At 63.0% G+C, this 17,671-nt stretch carries 17 protein-coding genes; 9 read left to right on the top strand and 8 right to left on the bottom strand.

The features are described from left to right. Window positions 1–536, top strand: a 536-nt coding sequence (locus AAC023_RS04850; RefSeq protein ID WP_339738695.1) for a pyridoxal-phosphate dependent enzyme, incomplete at its 5' end; no start/stop codon positions are given. Here AAC023_RS04850 and AAC023_RS04845 read toward each other — a convergent pair. Then, entirely contained in the window at window positions 533–1,849 is a 1,317-nt protein-coding gene (locus AAC023_RS04845; protein WP_339738693.1) for an AAA family ATPase, read from the bottom strand. The genes AAC023_RS04850 and AAC023_RS04845 overlap by 4 nt on opposite strands. Window positions 1,850–1,931: 82 nt before the next feature. On the opposite strand from AAC023_RS04845, the gene moeB reads away from it, so the two are divergent. Next, entirely contained in the window at window positions 1,932–2,678 is a 747-nt protein-coding gene (gene moeB / locus AAC023_RS04840) for a molybdopterin-synthase adenylyltransferase MoeB (protein ID WP_339738691.1), read from the top strand. Between the two features lie 301 nt (window positions 2,679–2,979). Here moeB and AAC023_RS04835 read toward each other — a convergent pair whose 3' ends face one another. Further along, a complete protein-coding gene (locus tag AAC023_RS04835) occupies window positions 2,980–3,900 on the bottom strand; it encodes an MBL fold metallo-hydrolase (RefSeq protein ID WP_339738689.1) in 921 nt (306 codons plus the stop codon). Between the two features lie 357 nt (window positions 3,901–4,257). Here AAC023_RS04835 and AAC023_RS04830 point away from each other — a divergent pair, with 357 nt between their 5' ends. From AAC023_RS04830 to AAC023_RS04815, 4 genes are all read left to right on the top strand, one after another. Next, on the top strand, window positions 4,258–4,818 hold the full coding sequence (locus tag AAC023_RS04830) for an SH3 domain-containing protein (RefSeq protein WP_339738687.1): 561 nt from the start codon (window positions 4,258–4,260) through the stop codon (window positions 4,816–4,818). A gap of 93 nt (window positions 4,819–4,911) precedes the next feature. Beyond that, the gene (fabA, locus tag AAC023_RS04825; protein ID WP_339738685.1) at window positions 4,912–5,436 is read left to right on the top strand and encodes a bifunctional 3-hydroxydecanoyl-ACP dehydratase/trans-2-decenoyl-ACP isomerase; all 525 of its coding nucleotides are present in this window, start codon (window positions 4,912–4,914) and stop codon (window positions 5,434–5,436) included. Window positions 5,437–5,450: 14 nt separating this feature from the next. Beyond that, entirely contained in the window at window positions 5,451–6,665 is a 1,215-nt protein-coding gene (gene fabB / locus AAC023_RS04820; RefSeq protein WP_339738683.1) for a beta-ketoacyl-ACP synthase I, read from the top strand. 38 nt (window positions 6,666–6,703) lie between these two features. Continuing rightward, entirely contained in the window at window positions 6,704–7,522 is an 819-nt protein-coding gene (locus AAC023_RS04815) for an enoyl-ACP reductase (protein WP_339738681.1), read from the top strand. 90 nt (window positions 7,523–7,612) lie between these two features. On the opposite strand, the gene AAC023_RS04810 is transcribed toward AAC023_RS04815, so the two are convergent. Then, a complete protein-coding gene (locus tag AAC023_RS04810) occupies window positions 7,613–10,075 on the bottom strand; it encodes a prolyl oligopeptidase family serine peptidase (RefSeq protein ID WP_339738679.1) in 2,463 nt (820 codons plus the stop codon). A gap of 103 nt (window positions 10,076–10,178) precedes the next feature. Then, window positions 10,179–11,387 carry an acyltransferase family protein gene (locus tag AAC023_RS04805; RefSeq protein ID WP_339738677.1) on the bottom strand — a complete coding sequence of 403 codons (1,209 nt, stop codon included), beginning with the start codon at window positions 11,385–11,387 and terminating at the stop codon, window positions 10,179–10,181. A gap of 190 nt (window positions 11,388–11,577) precedes the next feature. Between AAC023_RS04805 and AAC023_RS04800 the strand changes: the two genes are divergently transcribed. Continuing rightward, window positions 11,578–12,429 (top strand): LytTR family DNA-binding domain-containing protein, encoded by an 852-nt coding sequence (locus AAC023_RS04800; protein WP_339738675.1) that lies wholly within the window; start codon window positions 11,578–11,580, stop codon window positions 12,427–12,429. Window positions 12,430–12,496: 67 nt separating this feature from the next. On the opposite strand, the gene pnp is transcribed toward AAC023_RS04800, so the two are convergent. From pnp to rbfA, 4 genes are all read right to left on the bottom strand, one after another. Continuing rightward, entirely contained in the window at window positions 12,497–14,626 is a 2,130-nt protein-coding gene (gene pnp, locus AAC023_RS04795; protein WP_339738672.1) for a polyribonucleotide nucleotidyltransferase, read from the bottom strand. 29 nt (window positions 14,627–14,655) lie between these two features. After that, window positions 14,656–14,925, bottom strand: a complete 270-nt coding sequence (gene rpsO, locus AAC023_RS04790) for a 30S ribosomal protein S15 (RefSeq protein WP_339738670.1) — start codon at window positions 14,923–14,925, stop codon at window positions 14,656–14,658. A 9-nt stretch (window positions 14,926–14,934) separates the two neighbouring features. Next, window positions 14,935–15,909 (bottom strand): tRNA pseudouridine(55) synthase TruB, encoded by a 975-nt coding sequence (gene truB, locus AAC023_RS04785; protein WP_339738668.1) that lies wholly within the window; start codon window positions 15,907–15,909, stop codon window positions 14,935–14,937. 76 nt (window positions 15,910–15,985) lie between these two features. After that, window positions 15,986–16,405 (bottom strand): 30S ribosome-binding factor RbfA, encoded by a 420-nt coding sequence (gene rbfA, locus AAC023_RS04780; RefSeq protein WP_339738666.1) that lies wholly within the window; start codon window positions 16,403–16,405, stop codon window positions 15,986–15,988. A gap of 254 nt (window positions 16,406–16,659) precedes the next feature. Between rbfA and AAC023_RS04775 the strand changes: the two genes are divergently transcribed. Next, the gene (locus AAC023_RS04775) at window positions 16,660–17,157 is read left to right on the top strand and encodes a nuclear transport factor 2 family protein (protein WP_339738664.1); all 498 of its coding nucleotides are present in this window, start codon (window positions 16,660–16,662) and stop codon (window positions 17,155–17,157) included. Next, window positions 17,157–17,651: a nuclear transport factor 2 family protein gene (locus AAC023_RS04770; protein WP_339738662.1), complete on the top strand. Its 495-nt coding sequence runs from the start codon at window positions 17,157–17,159 to the stop codon at window positions 17,649–17,651. The genes AAC023_RS04775 and AAC023_RS04770 overlap by 1 nt, the downstream gene beginning before the upstream one ends. Window positions 17,652–17,671 lie beyond the last annotated feature (20 nt).

The following is a 17,671-nucleotide window of genomic DNA, read 5'->3' as shown; positions in this document are numbered from 1 at the left end:
AGGAATTGATCGAGGCGACGCCGGGCGCGGTGATGCCGAGCCAGTTCTCCAATCCCGCCAATCCGGAGATTCACCGCCAGACCACCGCGCTGGAAATCTGGAATGACACGGCCGGCGACATCGATGTCTTCATCGCCGGCGTCGGCACCGGCGGCACGCTGACCGGCGTAGCCTCGGTTCTGAAAGCGAAAAAGCCCGGCGTCCGCATCATCGCCGTCGAGCCGACCGACAGCCCGGTCATCTCCGGCGGCAAGCCTGGCCCGCACAAGATCCAGGGCATCGGCGCCGGCTTCATCCCGGACAATCTCGATGTGAGCCTGATCGACGAAACCGTCCAGGTCAGCAATGATCAGGCCTTCGCCATGGCCCGCGAAGCGGCACGCAGCGAAGGCGTTCCGGCCGGCATCTCCTCAGGCGCCGCCATTCAAGCCGCACTGGAGGTCGCCAAGCGCGATGACATGGCCGGCAAGACGATTGTCGTGGTACTGGCGAGCTCGGCGGAACGCTATCTGTCGACCGCGCTGTTTGAGGATTAACCCCGCAAACTCATCGGCACCGGGTCGCAGAAGCTCTTCACGTCGAAAATCCGCTGGTCGCAGATGATATCGCCCGGGGTGAGCGGGCGTGACAGCTCCAGCCCTTCCAGCGTGCGGGCGCGGGAGAGCGCGACATAGGCCTGGCCGTGGGCGAAGAGGCGGCGGGCGAGGTCGAGATAGACCTTGTCGAGGGTGAGGCCCTGGGCCTTGTGGATGGTCATCGCCCAGGCCAGACGCAGCGGATATTGCGTGAAGGCGCCGGCGGTGGTCTTGGTCAGGGCTCGCGTCGCCTCGTCGAAGGCATAGGCATTGCGCTCCCACTTGGCCGGCTCGATCGCCCAGACATTGTCGCCGATGCGCACGCGCACAGCCTTTTCGTCAAACCCCTCGACCTCGGCCAGCGTGCCATTGACCCAGCGCCCCTTCGGATCATTGCGCGTCATCATCACGCGGGCGCCGATCTTGAGCACCAGCGGCTCCTCGGCCGGGAAGAGGCGCTGATCGAACTGGCCCTCGACCTTGGCATTGAAGGCGTGCGGCGTGGTCGGCAGGCCTTCCAGGCGGGCATTATTGATACGGAAGGCGGTCTCATTGGTCGCCGTCAGCACGACATGGCTCAGGCTCGCCTCGAGACCGGAGCGGCCGGTGACGCGCTCATTGAGCCGCTCGGCCTCGTCAGCCCTGACATCGCCCTCACGCACCACGTTGAGAAGATGGATGAAATCCTCATCGGTCTGGCGAAACACCTCTTCCAGCTCGACCAGGGCGAAACCGGCCTCGCGGAAGCATTGCGGGTTGAAGAAGAAGGGCCCGCCATGGGTGGTTTCGAGATATTCCGCCTCGCCGCCCTGCACCACCGGCGGCAATTGCGCCAGATCGCCGACAATCACCATCTGCACGCCGCCAAACGGCTCATTGCATTCGCGATTGAGGCGCAGCGACTGGTCGATCGCCCACATCATGTCGGAGCGCACCATCGAGATCTCGTCAATCACCAGCGTTTCCAGCGCCTTGACGACACGGCTATGGCGCACCTTGCGGATATCGCGGCCGGTGATGACGCGCGGCGGCAGGTGGAAGAAGCTGTGAATCGTCTGCCCGCCGGCCTGCATCGCGGCAACCCCGGTCGGGGCCAGCACCGCGGCCTTGTTGCCCGCCTGACGCAACAGCTCGCGCATCAATGTCGTCTTGCCGGTGCCGGCCCGGCCGGTCAGGAAGATATTCGGCTTGTCGCGCCGCAACCAGCCCAGAAGATTGATCTGGACTTCGGACAGCGTCGGTTCGGCGCGGGGGGTGAGTGGCGTGTCGGACATGGCGGCAAACTGCGTCTGTTCGCCGTTCAAGCCAACAGGAATGCACTTGATTGGCAGCGTCTTCTCGGCCACCTCTTCACCCATGAGCACTCCCATCGATATCGAACGCTTCGCGCGCCACATCGTGCTGCGCGAGATTGGCGGCCCCGGTCAGCAGGCGCTGGGCCGCGCCCGGGTGGCGATTGTCGGCGCCGGGGGCCTGGGCGCTCCGGCGAGCCTGTATCTGACGGCGGCGGGCGTCGGACACATCACCCTGATCGACCCCGATACGGTCAGCCTCGACAATCTGCAGCGGCAGATCCTGTTTCGCACCGATGATATCGGCCAATCCAAGGCCGGGACCGGAGCGGTGGCGCTGCGGGCGCTCAATCCGGGCACGCAGGTGATCGCGATCCCGGCCGCGCTGGACGCGGACAATGCGCGCGAACTGCTCGCCGGCGCCGATCTCATCCTCGATGGCTGCGATAATTTCGAGACCCGTTTCGCCGTCAATGCCGCCAGCCGCGCGCTTGGCATCCCGCTGGTCTCCGGCGCCATCGGCCGCTGGGACGGACAGGTCTCGCTGTTCAACGCCAGCCCCGACGCCCCCTGCTACCGCTGCTGGGTGCCGGAAATCCCGCCCGATGCCGAAACCTGCGCCCGCGTCGGCGTGGTCGGCGCCTTGCCCGGCCTGATCGGTTCGATGATGGCACTGGAAGCGATCAAGCACATTTGCGGCGCCGGTCAGACACTCGACGGCCGCATCCTGCTGTTCGACGGGCTGGCGATGGAAAGCCGGACGGTAAAGCTGCGGCGCGATCCGGAGTGTCAGGGGTGCGCAGAACGCTGAGCTTCAAGGTCGCGCTGTCAGCCGCAATGCGATCCCGATCACGAGACCGGGCAGGAAGCCAAACAGCAGACCGAGCAGGGCGTTGTCCGTGCTCAGACCGATGATCAGCCAAAGCATCAGGCCCGCGCCAATTCCGGCAGCGAGACCAAGGGATTTTCGGACTTGCGGTGGGGTCGAAGGCGGCGGGAGTCGATCAGGGGGCGTCATGCCGGCCAATCTGAACGATCACGCCTGTCGGGAAGCTGGGGGCGGGTATAAATCCTGTTCAGATTTCCCGCCCCCGCTTCAGCCCTGATGGCGCTTATTCGTAAGCGTAGGCATTGCCGGCGGCGTCATTATACAGCGTCTGCACCATGCGATCGGTGGTGATGAAACCCCAATTCCAGTCATCATGAAAATCAGCCAGGGGCGCCGCAGCGCGGACCGTTGCCAGATCGGCGCCGGCTTCGACCAGATTGCGAACCCGGAAGGCCGCTTCGCGCAGCATATCGAGCGAGGCCTGCAGCTCGACACGTGTCGAGAGCGGCCCATGGCCCGGGATGATGCGCGTCTCATCGCCGGCAATCTCCAGCCCGCGCTCCATCGCCGCAGCAAAGCCGTCGACCGAACCGCCCGCAGACAGATCGATATAGGGGAAACGCCCGGAGAAGAAGGTGTCGCCCATATGCAGGACATTCGCCTCACGGAAATACACCATGGCGTCGCCATCGGTGTGGGCGTGGGGAATGTGGACGGCCTCAACCGTCTGGCCATTCATGTGAAAGGTCAGATCATCGCCAAAGGTGAGGATGGGCAATATGCCCGGCGCCTGGGCCCATTCGGCCTCGGCATTGTCGAGACGGGCGCGGATATTATGATGCGCCGCGATCGTCGTGCCGAGCTGGGCGAAATGGGCATTACCGCCGGTATGGTCGCCATGCCAGTGGGTGTTGACGATGAAACGGGGCGCATCGCCGCCCGTAATCTCGACGACTGCGCCTTCGATCAGGCCGCCGGTATTGGGCAATTGGTCATCGACCATGACGACGCCGTCAGGGCCGTTCAATACGGCGAGATTTCCGGCCACTCCGGTCGACAGCATGTAGAGGCCGTCACCGAGATCCGTGCTCTCCACAGAAACCTGTGGCTGTTCGTCCTGCGCATGGGCGGAGATCGCCAATGCGGGCAATGAGTTGGCAGCCAGCAGGGCGGCTGCGGTCGTAATGGCCAAACGAAAGCGCATGATATCCCCTTTGAATTTCGCCGGCCCCTCAATGCGACCTGACGTCAGGAGGATATAGGTGCTTATTTCTCGTTTGCACCCCCGGTGTCCGAATCACCGTCCCCGGCATCGGGACCGGCAGGCGGCGACCGGCGGCGGGAAGCGCGCGCTTCGAACGCCACGCCGGGGCCTACCCCGAGCGCCACGCCCATCGCGAGCTGACCCAGAGCCACGCCAACAGCCGTGCCAATGGCAATTCCCAGCGCAACCGATGCCCCGGGCCTGAGCGAAGCCTTCATCATCCCTGCCCCTTCATTCCGTGAATCTTTACCACCTATTCACCGTGTCAGGCACAGGGATAGGGGAGAGGAGTTTCCCATGCGCTCGCTTGCGACCCTGATTGTCATGCTGTGCTGTCTCGTGCCGGCCCAGGCGCAAGACGCAGATCCCTCGACTCCTTCGGGCCAGGAAGTGCCACGCTTCGTGAGCCTGAAATTCGACGTTGCCAACGGCCGTTCCGGTCCCAGCCGCTCGCACCCCGTCGCCTGGCGCTATGTGCGCGCCGGCCTGCCAATGGAAGTCGTGGCCGAGACCCCGGACTGGCGCCGGGTCCGTGATCCGGGCGGCGAACTGACCTGGATGCACCGGTCCATCCTGTCCGGCCGGCGAACCGTGGTCACAACCGAGGACACCACCCTGCGCGCTCGCGCCGATGAGGAAGCCTCCGCCGAGGCGATTGCCGAAGCCGGCGTCATTCTCGCCCTGGAGCGTTGCCGGACCGGTTGGTGCCGGGTTGAAGGTCAGGGATATCGCGGCTGGGCAAGGGCGGACGCGCTCTGGGGCGTCTATGCCAATGAGCGTGGCGACGAGCGTGGTGGCGAAAATGACGGCAGCCCCGCCTTGAGCGGCTCACCGGCGCGTGATACCGCTCTGCGCTGATCCTCCCGGTTTTCACGCAAGACCGGGTCCCCATTCCCAGCCCGGCGAGGGGCAGCATTTGCTGCCCGCCCCGTGGCGCAGCCGATCGGTTACATGACTGAACGCCAAAGCTCTTTTAGCTACGAAGATCTGATCGCCGCCGGAGATGGTGGCATGTGGGGTCCCGACCGGTCGCGTCTGCCCGCCCCCCCCATGCTGATGATGGACCGCATCACCCATATCGACGACGATACCGGCGATCACGGCAAGGGCTATATCGTCGCCGAGCTCGACATCAATCCGGACCTCTGGTTCTTCGCCTGCCACTTCAAGGGCGACCCGGTGATGCCCGGTTGTCTCGGCCTCGATGCGATGTGGCAATTGGTCGGCTTCTTCCTGTGCTGGAAGGGCAATCCCGGCAAGGGCCGGGCGCTGGGCGTCGGCGAGGTCAAATTCACCGGCGAAATCACACCGGAAACCAGGAAAGTCCGTTATGTCATCCACCTGAAACGGGTGATTCAGCGCAGGCTGATCATGGCCATTGGTGATGGCCATGTCGAAGCCGACGGCAAGATCATATATACGGCCAAAGACCTGCGTGTGGGCCTGTTCCAGCCCGCCGAAACTCAAGAAGACTGATCCAGGAGTTCGCGATGCGCCGTGTTGTTGTCACCGGTCTCGGCATAATTTCTCCCATCGGGAATAATGCCGCCGACGTCACCCAATCCCTGCAAGAAGGCAAAAGTGGCATCCGCCACATGGAGAGCTTCGCGCAGTATAATTTCCGCTGCCAGGTTGGCGGCAAGCCGACGGTCGATCCAGCCGAGCATGTCGACAAGCGTATCTACCGCTTCATGTCGGAAGGTGCCGGCTGGAATTATATGGCGATGGCGCAGGCGATCGCCGATGCGGGCCTGCCTGAATCGGATATTTCCAACACACGCACCGGGATCATCATGGGGTCCGGCGGCCCGTCGGCCGGTACGATCGTCGCCGCGGCCGATATCACCCGCGAAAAAGGCCCCAAACGCGTTGGCCCCTTTGCCGTTCCCAAGGCAATGAGCTCAACCGCCTCGGCGACGCTGGCGACCCCGTTCAAGATCCTTGGCGTCAACTACACCATCACCTCCGCCTGCACGACCTCGCTGCATTGCATCGGCGCGGCCACCGAGCAGATCCAGTGGGGCAAGCAGGATGTGATGTTCGCCGGCGGTTGCGAGGAGATCCATTGGGCCCTCTCCAACCTGTTCGACGCGATGGGCGCCATGTCGACCAAGTATAATGATACGCCGGAACTCGCCTCGCGCGCCTTCGACAAAGATCGCGATGGCTTTGTCGGCGGTGCCGGCGCCGGCGTTGTCGTGCTCGAGGAATATGAGCGCGCCAAGAAGCGCGGCGCGACCATTTATGCAGAAGTCACCGGTTATGGTGCCACTTCGGATGGTTACGACATGGTCGCCCCGTCCGGCGAAGGCGCCGTGCGCTCGATGAAGCTGGCAATGGAAACGGTCACCAAGCCAGTCGATTATCTCAACCCGCACGCGACTGCGACACCGGTTGGTGACATCAAGGAGATGGGCGCGGTCAAGGAAGTCTTCGGTGATAATGCGCCGATGATCTCCGGCACGAAATCGATGACCGGCCACTCCCTCGGCGCGGCCGGCGTGCATGAGGCCATCTATACGCTGCTGATGATGAAGCATGGCTTCGTCGCCCCCTCGATCAATATTTTCGAGATGGATCCGGAGATCGCGGCCCTCAACCTGCCGATCATCACCGAAACGCGCGATGCCGATATCCAGACCGCCATGTCGAACAGTTTCGGCTTTGGTGGCACCAATGGCACGGTCGTATTCCAGAAAGTCTGATCCCACATTGCCTGTGATCGCAGGCGAGGAGATACATGATGAGTGAGAACCAATTCCCCACCGGAACTCTGATGAAGGGCAAGCGGGGCCTGATCATGGGCGTCGCCAACAAGAATTCGATCGCCTGGGGCATTGCCCAGCAATTGGCCGCCCAGGGCGCGGAGATTGCCTTCTCCTATCAGGGGCAGGAACTCGAGCGCCGCGTGCGGCCTCTGGTGGAAAGCCTTGGCGGCGAGCCCTTCATGGTCGCGGCCGATGTCACCGACGAAGCCTCGATGGATGCCTGTTTCAAGGCGCTTGAGGACAAGTGGGGCACGATCGATTTCCTGGTTCACGCCATTGCCTTTGCCGGCAAGGACGAGCTGGTCGGCTCCTTCACCGAGAATACCACGCGCGAAGGCTGGCGCCGGGCGATGGAAATCTCCGCCTTCTCCTTTGTCGATGCCGGCAAGCGCGCCTCGCACATCATGCCCAATGGCGGCGCCATGGTGACGCTGACCTATCTCGGCTCGGAACGTGTCGTGCCGTCCTACAATGTCATGGGTGTCGCCAAGGCGGCCCTGGAAGCCTCGATGCGCTATATGGCACGCGATCTCGGCCCGGCCGGCATCCGCGTCAATGCGCTCTCGGCCGGACCGATGCGCACCCTCGCCATGGCCGGGATTTCCGGCGGCAAGGCGCTGATGCGCACCGGCCGCGAATGGTCGATGATGAAGGAAGACACAAAAATTGAAGGCGTCGCCGGCGCCGCACTCTATCTGCTCTCCGATCTCGGCCAGTCCTGCACCGCCGAAACACTCCACGTCGATGCCGGCTTCCACGCTGTCGGCGTGCCGAGCATGGACGGGGATGATTAGCGGCTCTCCCGCTGTCATAACCAGAAGTCACAAAAAACCCCGCCAGAGCAATCTGGCGGGGTTTTTCATCAGGTCAGGGTGAGCTGAACCTCACTCCATCAAATCCTCATCCTCCAGAGCATCACCCTCGCCGCGCGGATCCTCGATGGGCTTCACCCAGCGGTCGAGCCAGTCAATGCTCTCGGCGAGCACGTGGAGCACGCTCTCGCGGCCGCGATAGCCATGGCTTTCATAGGGCAGCATGACCAGGCGTGCAGTGCCGCCATTGCCCTTGACCGCCGCAAACATCCGCTCGGACTGGATCGGGAATGTCCCCGAATTATTGTCCAGAAGGCCATGGATCATCAGCAGAGGCTCATTGATCGCATCGGCATGCATGAAGGGGCTCAGCTCGAAATAGACCTCCGGGGCGGCCCAGAAGGTGCGCCGTTCGGACTGGAAGCCGAAGGGCGTCAGGGTCCGGTTATAGGCGCCGGAGCGGGCAATGCCGGCGCGGAAGCGGTCACTGGCCGCCAGCAGGTGAGCCGTCATGAAGGCGCCATAGCTGTGGCCGGCAATGGCGACGCGTTCACCATCGCCAAAGCCGAGCGCCACGGTTTCATCAATCGCGGCCTCGGCGGACATGACCAATTGCTCGATGAAGGTGTCATTGACGGTTTCGGGATCATCGCCGATCACCGGCATGGTGGCATTTTCAAGCAGGGCATAGCCCTGGGTGACGAGGAAGCGCGGGCTGGTGCCTGAAATCCGGGTGAATTCCCAGGGCGAACCGCGCACCTGTCCCGCAGTGGCGGCATCATTATATTCACGCGGATAGGCCCAGACCAGAACGGGCAGGCTGTCACCCTCTTCGTAATCGGCCGGCAGGTAGAGCGTCGCCGAAAGCGAGACGCCATCGGCCCGTTCATAGGTGATCATGCGGCGCGAAATTTCATTAAGTTGCGGATGCGGGCTGACGAATTGCGTCAGGGCCATTTCGCCATCGCCGGAGTGCAGATAGAGATTGGCGGGAGTGACCGGATCTTCGCGCGAGATCAGGAATGAGGAGGCATCCGGTGCGACCAGGCTGATGACGCGCTCATAGACCTCACCGCTATTGCGCCAGATCTCCTCCGCCTCAAATGTCTCGAAACTGACCCGGTGCAGGAAGGGCCGGTTTCCCTCGGGCGTCGCGCCATCGCCGGCGAAATACATGAACCCATCCTCGACGCCGATCACGCTCTGGCCGTATTGGTTGCGCACGGTGAGCGGGTCGCCGGGATCGGCATAACTGTCCTGGTTATTGCGTTCCTCGACCAGGCGGGGCTCGATATCGGGATTGGCGAAATCCACCAGCCAGCGCCGGATCACCCGCGTATCGCGGTCATATTCAGCCGCGAAGCCGGTTTCGCCGATATTGGTGAACTGGGTTCCGTAATAACGGTCTTCGGTGCGCAGAATCTCCCTCGGCTCGCCATCGAACGGCGCTTCCAGGGCCCAGACGCTGTCGCGCTGATCGATCTCGACGCGTGGGTCACCCCCATCGAGCGCCTCGGCCCATACCAGCCGCGCCGGGTGTGAAGCCTGCCAGCCAATATTGCGGCGTCCGGTGATCACACCGCCAATGGGAACAGCATCTGCGATGGGTTGCTGAGCGATCTCGGCGACGACACGGCCGCGCAGATCAAGCACCTGGCTCTGATCGGCGAGGCGATACCAGGGCTGCAGGAATGAGAAAGGCCGGCGGATCGATTCGGCGAGGATATACTCGCCCCCGGGGGCCGGGCTGGCGCTGTAATAGAGGCCCGGCGCGCCGATCCGGCGTTGATTGCGCCCGTCGGCATTGACGAGAACCAGCTGGCTGCTGGCCAGCCAGGCGAAGAGATCGGCATCATCGCTATCACGCAGCAGGTCCTGGTAGGTCCGCACGGGCGATTCCTGGCCACTGGCCTCCTGGATAACCGGCCCGTCGGGTACCCGGGAGCGCACAGGCCTCGGGCCGCGGTCGGGCGAGACCAGGCTGACCAGGAGGGTTTCGCCATCCGGCATCCAGCTGAGCGGCGAGAAGACCGCATTGACCCCCGATGCAATAATCTGGCGCGCCCGTGCGCGGGCGACATCGACAACCCAGACGCTGAGCTGGTCGCCACGGGTAATGACCATGGCGATTTTCGATCCGTCATGGGACCAGCTGACATTCGAAATCCCGACATTTTCGGGCAGGGCCACAGGCCTTTCCTCGCCCGTCGCGATATCCAGCAGGCTGAGCCCGACGACACTGCGCGGTCCGTGACGGCCATTCGTTTCAGCATCCAGCCGCAAACCGGCCAGCCGCTCCATCGGCCGCGCCAGCTCGGATACCGGAGGCAGGCTCTCGCGCTGCAGCAGGGCAATTGTGTCGCGTGCCGGGGAGGGCGATGTCCAGGGGGTGGGCTGGGCGTCGACGATGTCGACAATCTCCTGCGGCGGCAGCCGGTATGGCTCCTGGGCCTGGGCCATCGCGCCCAGGCCTGCCAACATCACCGCCGCCGCGCCGGCGCCCGTCTTCCACCATCCCTGGATTGCCATCATCATTCGCTTCCCTTGCATGGAGGCCGCACGGGCGGCCCGACCTGTGCCTGGAAGGTAAATGAGATTGCCGCCCCCGAGTCTGACAAGTTCGTAACATTGGCGCGAACTACACCGTCGAACTCACCGCGCGGCCGCTGCGCGGTGTGGCGACCCATTTCAGCCCCATCACCGGCCGCAGGAACGGCACCCGCCTCACCAGTTCATAGCCTAGCCCGCACCCGACTACCGTCATCGCGACAAGCACCCAGAACTCGGTCCAGACACCAAACCCCATCGAGCCGATCCAGAAACCGCCAACCACGATGATGGTCTGGTGCAGGATGTAATAGGGGAAGACGGCTTCGGTGAGATAGCGGCGCGCAGCATTGTCGTGATTGAAGAAACGGCGGGCGACCCCCAGCAGGGTCAGGATGATGGCCCAGGCAAAGAAAATGCGGTCGAAGCGCGCGGTCCAGATGAGCGGCATATTGTTCTCGATCGCCGGCCAGGTGGAATAGCAGGCATAGAGGAAGACAAAGGAGGTCACCGTGAGCGTCGCGGCCCAGGGCAGGACCCGGTCAACCGCGCGCCAGAGCGCCTCATTGCGGGCGAAGAAATAGCCATAGAGCAGGATCAGGAAACTATTGGCGTGATTGGCCCAGTCGCTGGTGAGGTCATGAGTGGTCGGGAAACGTTCCACCAGGGTGAAACGGATCAGAACGAAGGGCAGAAGCGGCAACACGATCATCAGGATCGGGCCCAGCACCGGACGCTGGAACAGCTCGCCAACGGCCTTGAGGGCCTTGCTGTCGGCGACGGCCCGCAGGATCGGAATCACCGGCGCCAGCAGCATGCAGTAGACGAAGAGATAGACCACATACCAGATATGATTCCAGGTGGGTGAATGCTCCGACCAGGGCCCGGACCATTCGAAGGCATAGCTCTGATAGAAGGTCCAGAAATTCGCACCGATCTCGCCGGCACGCTGCAGCTCGACCCACATCTGGGGCGGCACAATCACATACATGCCGAAGACGATGACCGGGAAAAGACGGACAAAGCGGTCACGGGCAAAATTTCCCGCCCCCAGCTTGTCGGACAGGAAGCGGATCGCGACGCCGGAGATGAAGAAGAGCAGCGGCAGGCGCCAGGGGCTGGACAGCCACATCAGCGGCTCCATCGCATCATTCATGTGCGAGCTCTTGGCGTGCCAGCCCTCCGTGTTGAAGAACATGCCGATGTGGTAAAAGATCAGCAGTCCGAAGACACCGATCCGAAGCCAGTCGAGATCATAGCGGCGGGTGCTGGGCGAGACAGCCTTGGCAGGGTTGGTCATTTTCCTGGACTCCCGGATAGAGAAGAATTGCCACCTTCATGGCCGGCGCCTGACGGGATGGCCAGCGTCCCGGTATCGATAGCGGCCCGCTGTGACGGGCGGCTGCAGCCCGGGGACAAGCGGCGGCGAGCAGGGCCAAGCGGCGCAGTGCCCGGCTTGCCTCAGCGGGCAGCAATGGCATGATCAGGCCATGAACACGATCGACTTTCAAAACGAACAGGACGCCGAGCGCCGCGCCGGACTGCACGCCCTGCTCGCTTTCTCAGCGATGGCGCTGGCCTTCTGGGTCGTCAACGCCACCTCCATCATCATGGAGGAAGCGCGCGACGGGGAAAGCTTCAATGCCTGGAAAGCGTGGTTTCTCGAGGGTAGCAGCACGGTCTACCTGCTGATCCTGTGCTGGATAGCGGTGGGACCGTGGGAGCGTCGCTTCCCCCTCGGCGGCGCCAGCTGGACGCGCTGGCTACCCGCGCATATCGGCGGCGCCCTGGTGTTCTCGCTCCTGCACGTCACCGCGATGGGCGTCACACGCGACGCGCTCTATCCGGTCCTGTTCAACACGGACTATCACTTCTTCGAAAATCCGCTGCAGACCTTCATCTATGAATTGCGCAAGGATGTGCTGAGCTATGTCTCGGTCCTGCTGACCCTGACCGGTTTTCGCACCATTGAATGGCACCGGCTGGAAGCCGCCGCTGCCCGGACGGAAGCGCGCACCCATCACCGGGTCAATCTCAAATGCGGCGGCCGTGTCATGCACCTTGCCGCGTCCGATTTCAGCTCGGCCCGCGCGGCCGGAAATTATGTCGAGGCACGCTTCGGCACGCGTCAACACCTGGCGCGCATGACGTTGAATCAACTGGACCAGCTGCTGCGCGAGGCGGGCGTGGACTCGGTTCGCGTTCACCGCTCCTGGTTGGTCAATCGCGACATGATCGCGCAAACCGCCCCGACCGGAGAAGGCGACGTCACCCTCACCCTGTCCAATGGCGAGACCGTCCCCGGCAGTCGCCGTTATCGCGACCGGCTCGAAGCCGCATAGAAAAACCCGCCGGATGGCTCCGGCGGGGTCTTCATTCAGTTCTGAACGCGTCAGGAAGCAAGGGGGCTTACGCCTCCGCGCCATCCTTGGCGAGCTCGAGACCGGTTTCCTGGTCGACGACTTTCATCGACAGGCGGACCTTGCCGCGATCGTCAAAGCCCAGGAGCTTGACGTAGACTTCATCGCCTTCCTTCAGCAGGTCGGACGGATGGTTCACGCGCTCGGCACGAAGCTGAGACACATGGACCAGGCCGTCTTTCGGGCCGAAGAAGTTCACGAAGGCACCGAAATCCATGACCTTGACGACTTTGCCCTTGTAGATCTTGCCTTCTTCAGGCTCGGCGGTGAGGCCGATGATCCAGTCGAGCGCAGCCTTGATCGAAGCCGCATCCGAAGACGAGACCTTGATCACGCCTTCATCATTGACGTCGACCTTGGCACCGGTCTTTTCGACGATCTCGCGGATCACCTTGCCGCCGGTTCCGATCACGTCACGGATCTTGTCGGTCGGAATGGTGATGGTTTCGATGCGCGGCGCAAACTCGCCGAGCTCGGTGCGCGACGTGTCGAGAGCCTTGGCCATCTCGTCGAGGATATGCAGACGGCCACCCTTCGCCTGGGCGAGGGCTGTATGCATGATCTTCTCGTCGATACCGGCGATCTTGATGTCCATCTGGAGCGATGTGATGCCCTCGGACGTACCGGCAACCTTGAAGTCCATATCGCCGAGATGATCTTCATCACCCAAGATGTCGGACAGCACGGCAATGCCTTCAGGATCCTTGATCAGGCCCATGGCGATACCCGAGACCGGGCGCGTCAGGGGCACACCGGCATCCATCATCGCCAGCGAGGCACCACACACGGTGGCCATCGAGGACGATCCATTGGATTCGGTGATCTCCGACACGAGACGGATCGTGTAGGGGAAATCGACATGCGATGGCAGAACCGCACGAACAGCGCGCCAGGCAAGCTTGCCATGGCCGATTTCGCGACGGCCCGGAGCCAGGCGGAAGGAGGTTTCACCGACCGAGTAAGGCGGGAAATTATAATGGAGCATGAAGCGCTCCTTATAGGTCCCCGTCAGATCGTCGACGAATTGCTCGTCTTCACCGGTGCCCAGCGTGGCAACGACCATCGCCTGGGTTTCACCCCGGGTGAACAGGGCCGAACCATGTGTGCGGGGCAGGATACCGGCCTCGGACACAATCGGACGGACCGTGTCGAGGGCACGGCCATCGATACGCTTGCCGGTCTTGATGATGCCGCCACGAACAATGGAGGCCTCAACAGATTTCATCACGTCCTTGAGAACCGTGCCGGGCAGGCCGTCAGGGTTTTCTTCGGAACGGGCCAGAGCCACAACGGCTTTCGCCTTGGCCACGCCAACAGCCGCATAACGCGCGGTCTTGTCGACATTGGTATAGGCAGCAGCCAGCTCGTCACCAATCAGGTCACGAACCTGGGTCTCAACGGCGGAATGATCTTCCGGCTCGTAATCCCAAGGCTCTTTCGCCGCTTTTTCAGCCAGGCGGATGATCGCATCGATCACCGGCTGGAAAGCAGCATGGCCGGCCATGACGGCGCCAAGCATGATGTCCTCGGAAAGCTCTTTCGCTTCCGATTCAACCATCATGACGGCATCGCCCGTGCCCGCAACGACGAGGTCGAGCGCACTGTCGACCATGTCATAGACAGGCGGGTTGATGACGTATTCACCGTCGAAATAACCGACGCGAGCCGCGCCGATCGGACCCATGAATGGCAGACCCGACAGGACCAGGGCGGCGGAAGCGCCGATCAGGCCGACAATGTCAGGATCGTTTTCCATGTCGTGCGAGAGCACGGTCAGCATCACCTGGACTTCGTTCTTGAAGCCTTTGGGGAAGAGCGGACGGATCGGACGGTCAATGAGGCGCGAGGTCAGCGTCTCTTTTTCCGATGGACGGCCCTCGCGCTTGAAGAACCCACCCGGGATCTTGCCGGCGGCAAAGGTCTTTTCCTGGTAATTGACCGTGAGAGGGAAGAAGTCGGCCCCTTCCTTGACGGTCTTGACGCCAACGGCGGTGGCGAGAACAGTCGTCTCGCCATAGGTCACCATGACCGAGCCATTGGCCTGACGGGCTACACGCCCGGTTTCGAAAGTGAGAGGGCGGCCCTCCCACTCGATCGTTTCTTTTTGAATATCGAACATATCGTCTTTCGTACGGATGCGGTCGCGGATCAGCGGCGCAGGCCAAGCTTCTCGATGATTGCCCGATAGCGGGCATCGTCTTTATTCTTCACGTAATCGAGAAGACGGCGGCGCTGGGAGACCATTTTCAGAAGGCCGCGACGCGAGTGGTTGTCCTTCTTATGGGTCTTGAAATGCTCTGTGAGGTTGGCGATCCGCTCTGTGAGGATGGCCACCTGGACCTCCGGTGAGCCGGTATCGGCGCTACCACGGGCATGCTCTGTAATGAGCGCGGATTTGCGCTCTTGCGTAATCGACATCGGGTTCTCCTAAACTCTGTCGGCCCCGGCATGGGGCAAGTTGAATACACGCACGGGCTGAAACCTTCCGGCCCGCGCCTCGCCGAGTGCCACTGCCTGCCCGTCCAGGGTCGCCAGAGCCATGAAAGAACAATCCTTGCCCGCTATCATAAGAGGGCGCCGAAGGGCTTTCAGCTCTTGCGCTTGACGCGGGAGCAGGACGATCGACCGTCCTAGCTTCAGATTGGATGCCTCCTCGCCGGTGATGGCCAGCGCCGGGATGTCGTCCAGCGCGGTCTGTACCGGGAGCAGAGCTTCCGAAGCGGCGCCCTTATGAGCCATTTCTCGCAATCCGTCCAGCGTTGTGGATTCTGCCTCGACGAAGCTCCCGACAACCAGCCGCCGCAAGGCCACGACATGGCCCTCAGTGCCCAGCGCGTGAGCGAGGTCGCGCGCCATGGCGCGGACATAGGACCCCTTGCCACACCGCATCTCGAACACGGCATGATCGGGATCGGGACAATCGACCAGCTCGAGCGCATCGATCCGGATCGTGCGCGCCTCGAGTTCGACCTCTTCTCCATCGCGCGCCAGGTCATAGGCGCGTTCGCCATTGACCCGGATCGCCGAATAGACGGGGGGAATTTGCTGGATCTCGCCGGTAAAGCCCGGCAGGACCGCCTCAATGGCACTGCGCTGCGGCCGCACATCGGACGTCGCGACCACCTTGCCCTCGGCGTCCAGCGTATCAGTGCGCTCGCCCCATTTGACCGTGAACCGGTAGACCTTGGCGCCTTCCATCGTGAAGGGAACCGTCTTCGTCGCCTCGCCCAGTGCGATTGGCAGGATGCCGGTCGCCAGCGGGTCGAGCGTGCCGGCATGGCCGGCCTTGTTGGCGTCAAAGATCCGGCGAACCGCGGAGACCGCCTGGGTCGAGGTCATGTCAAAGGGCTTGTCGAGGATCACCCAGCCATGGATGTCCTGACCCTTGTTCTTGCGAGCCATGTCTGTCTCTCAATTTCGATCGAAAGGGCGGCGGCGTGAAACCTCACGCCCGCGGATACCATCAGCGCGAGCCGGTTTATTCCTGGCTGTCGCCATCATCGTCCGCCTTGAGGTCGCGTTGCACCTGTGGCCGCGCCAGGAGCTGGTCAACATGGCTGGCGGTCTCATAGCTGTTATCGGCGTGGAAATGCAGTTCCGGCGTGAATTTGAGCTCGATCTCGCGACCCAGCCGCCCGCGCAGGAAGCCGGCACCGCGATTGAGTGCCTTGGCCAGCGCGGCCGGCTCACCGGGACCAAGCGGTGCGACATAGACCTTCGCCACCCGCAGATCCGTGCTCATGCGCACTTCACTGACCGTGATCAGGGCCTTTTCGAGCTCGGGGTCGCGCAGATCGCCGCGCGCCAGCAAGGTCACCAGCGCATGCCGGATAATTTCTCCCGCGCGGAGTTGCCGCTGCGTGGCTGTCTTCGGTTCGCGGGTTGGTCTACGGGCCATAACACCTCTCCGAGGTCGGGGGCACAAGCGTCAAATCGCTGCACCGCAAGGCGCGCGGGTGTACGCCGGTTGCGCAATGGATGCAAGCGCCAGGGGGCGAGCCCGTCAAGATGGCCCGGATTACAGCCTGTTCAAGAAGCACGCGAAAATGTGACCCCGCGTGCGGCCTCGTGTCTTGCGATCAGGCCGCCGCACACTGCACACAAGGCAATGCGAAACATCGTGACGACCGCCATCCCGGCCGGAGCCCTGCCATGAACCGACTTGTCCTGTGCCTGCTCGCCTGCCTGACCCTGGCTGCGCCTGCCAGGGCAACCGGCACAGCCAGCAATTCACGCAACATCGCCGAGGCCTATCTCGCGGCCTATCAGCGCCAGGACCATGATGCGATGCGGGCGCTCTATGCCGAGACCGCGCGTTTCATCGATCCGACCTCACTGGCGGTTCCGCAGATCACCCCGCCAATCGACTGGCGCGGGGCCGACGCCATCATCGCCGGCATTTCCAGCTGGGGTATTGCGCAATTGAGCTATGAAATCGATCGCAGCTATGAATCCTCGGATGCCGTGATCTTCGATGGCCGCACAGTGGTGAGTTATCAGACCGGGATCGGCGAGAGGCGCTTCGTCTATCCGATCATAACGATCATCACTGTGCAGGACGGCAAGGTCGTCGAGCACAGGGACTACACAGACTTCGCAGGCGCGCGCGAGCTGCCGGCACCCCCATCCCGTCAAATCAGGAGAGAATAATGAAACGCACTCTGGTGGCCCTGGCCGCGATCATGGCCCTGTCGGCCGGCGCCGGCGCGCAGGACGCGCCCGGCGCCGAAAGCATTGCCCGGGCCTATATGGACGCCTATTCGGCCGCGAATATCGACGCCATGGAGCCCCTGATGGCCGAAGACATGGTGTTCGATGACCCGACGGCGCTCGGCGACGGCCTCGGCCCGGACGGGATTCACCGCGAGGGCCGCGACGCCAGCCTGGCCATGCTGCGGGACTTCATCGGCACCTATAATCCGATCGAGCTCGGCTTCGTCTGGGATACGGTCTTCGCGAGCAATGACCGGGTCGTCTTCACGGGGCATGTCAACGCCCTCTACCCGACCGAGACCGAAGGCCAGACCTTTCGCTGGCGGGCCGACCAGGTCAGCGTGATCACGGTGCGCGACGGGCTGGTCGTCCACCATCAGGACTTCGCCAATTACGCCGCACCCGAGCAGGGCCTGATCCCGGCGCAATAGATCCAGGCTCACACGCCCCG

Origin of the sequence: uncultured Maricaulis sp., from assembly GCF_963976135.1 — a bacterium.
In the GTDB taxonomy this organism is placed as follows: domain Bacteria; phylum Pseudomonadota; class Alphaproteobacteria; order Caulobacterales; family Maricaulaceae; genus Maricaulis.
Note: the sequence above shows the minus strand (reverse complement) of the source record. Positions and strands in the feature narration are given on the sequence as shown.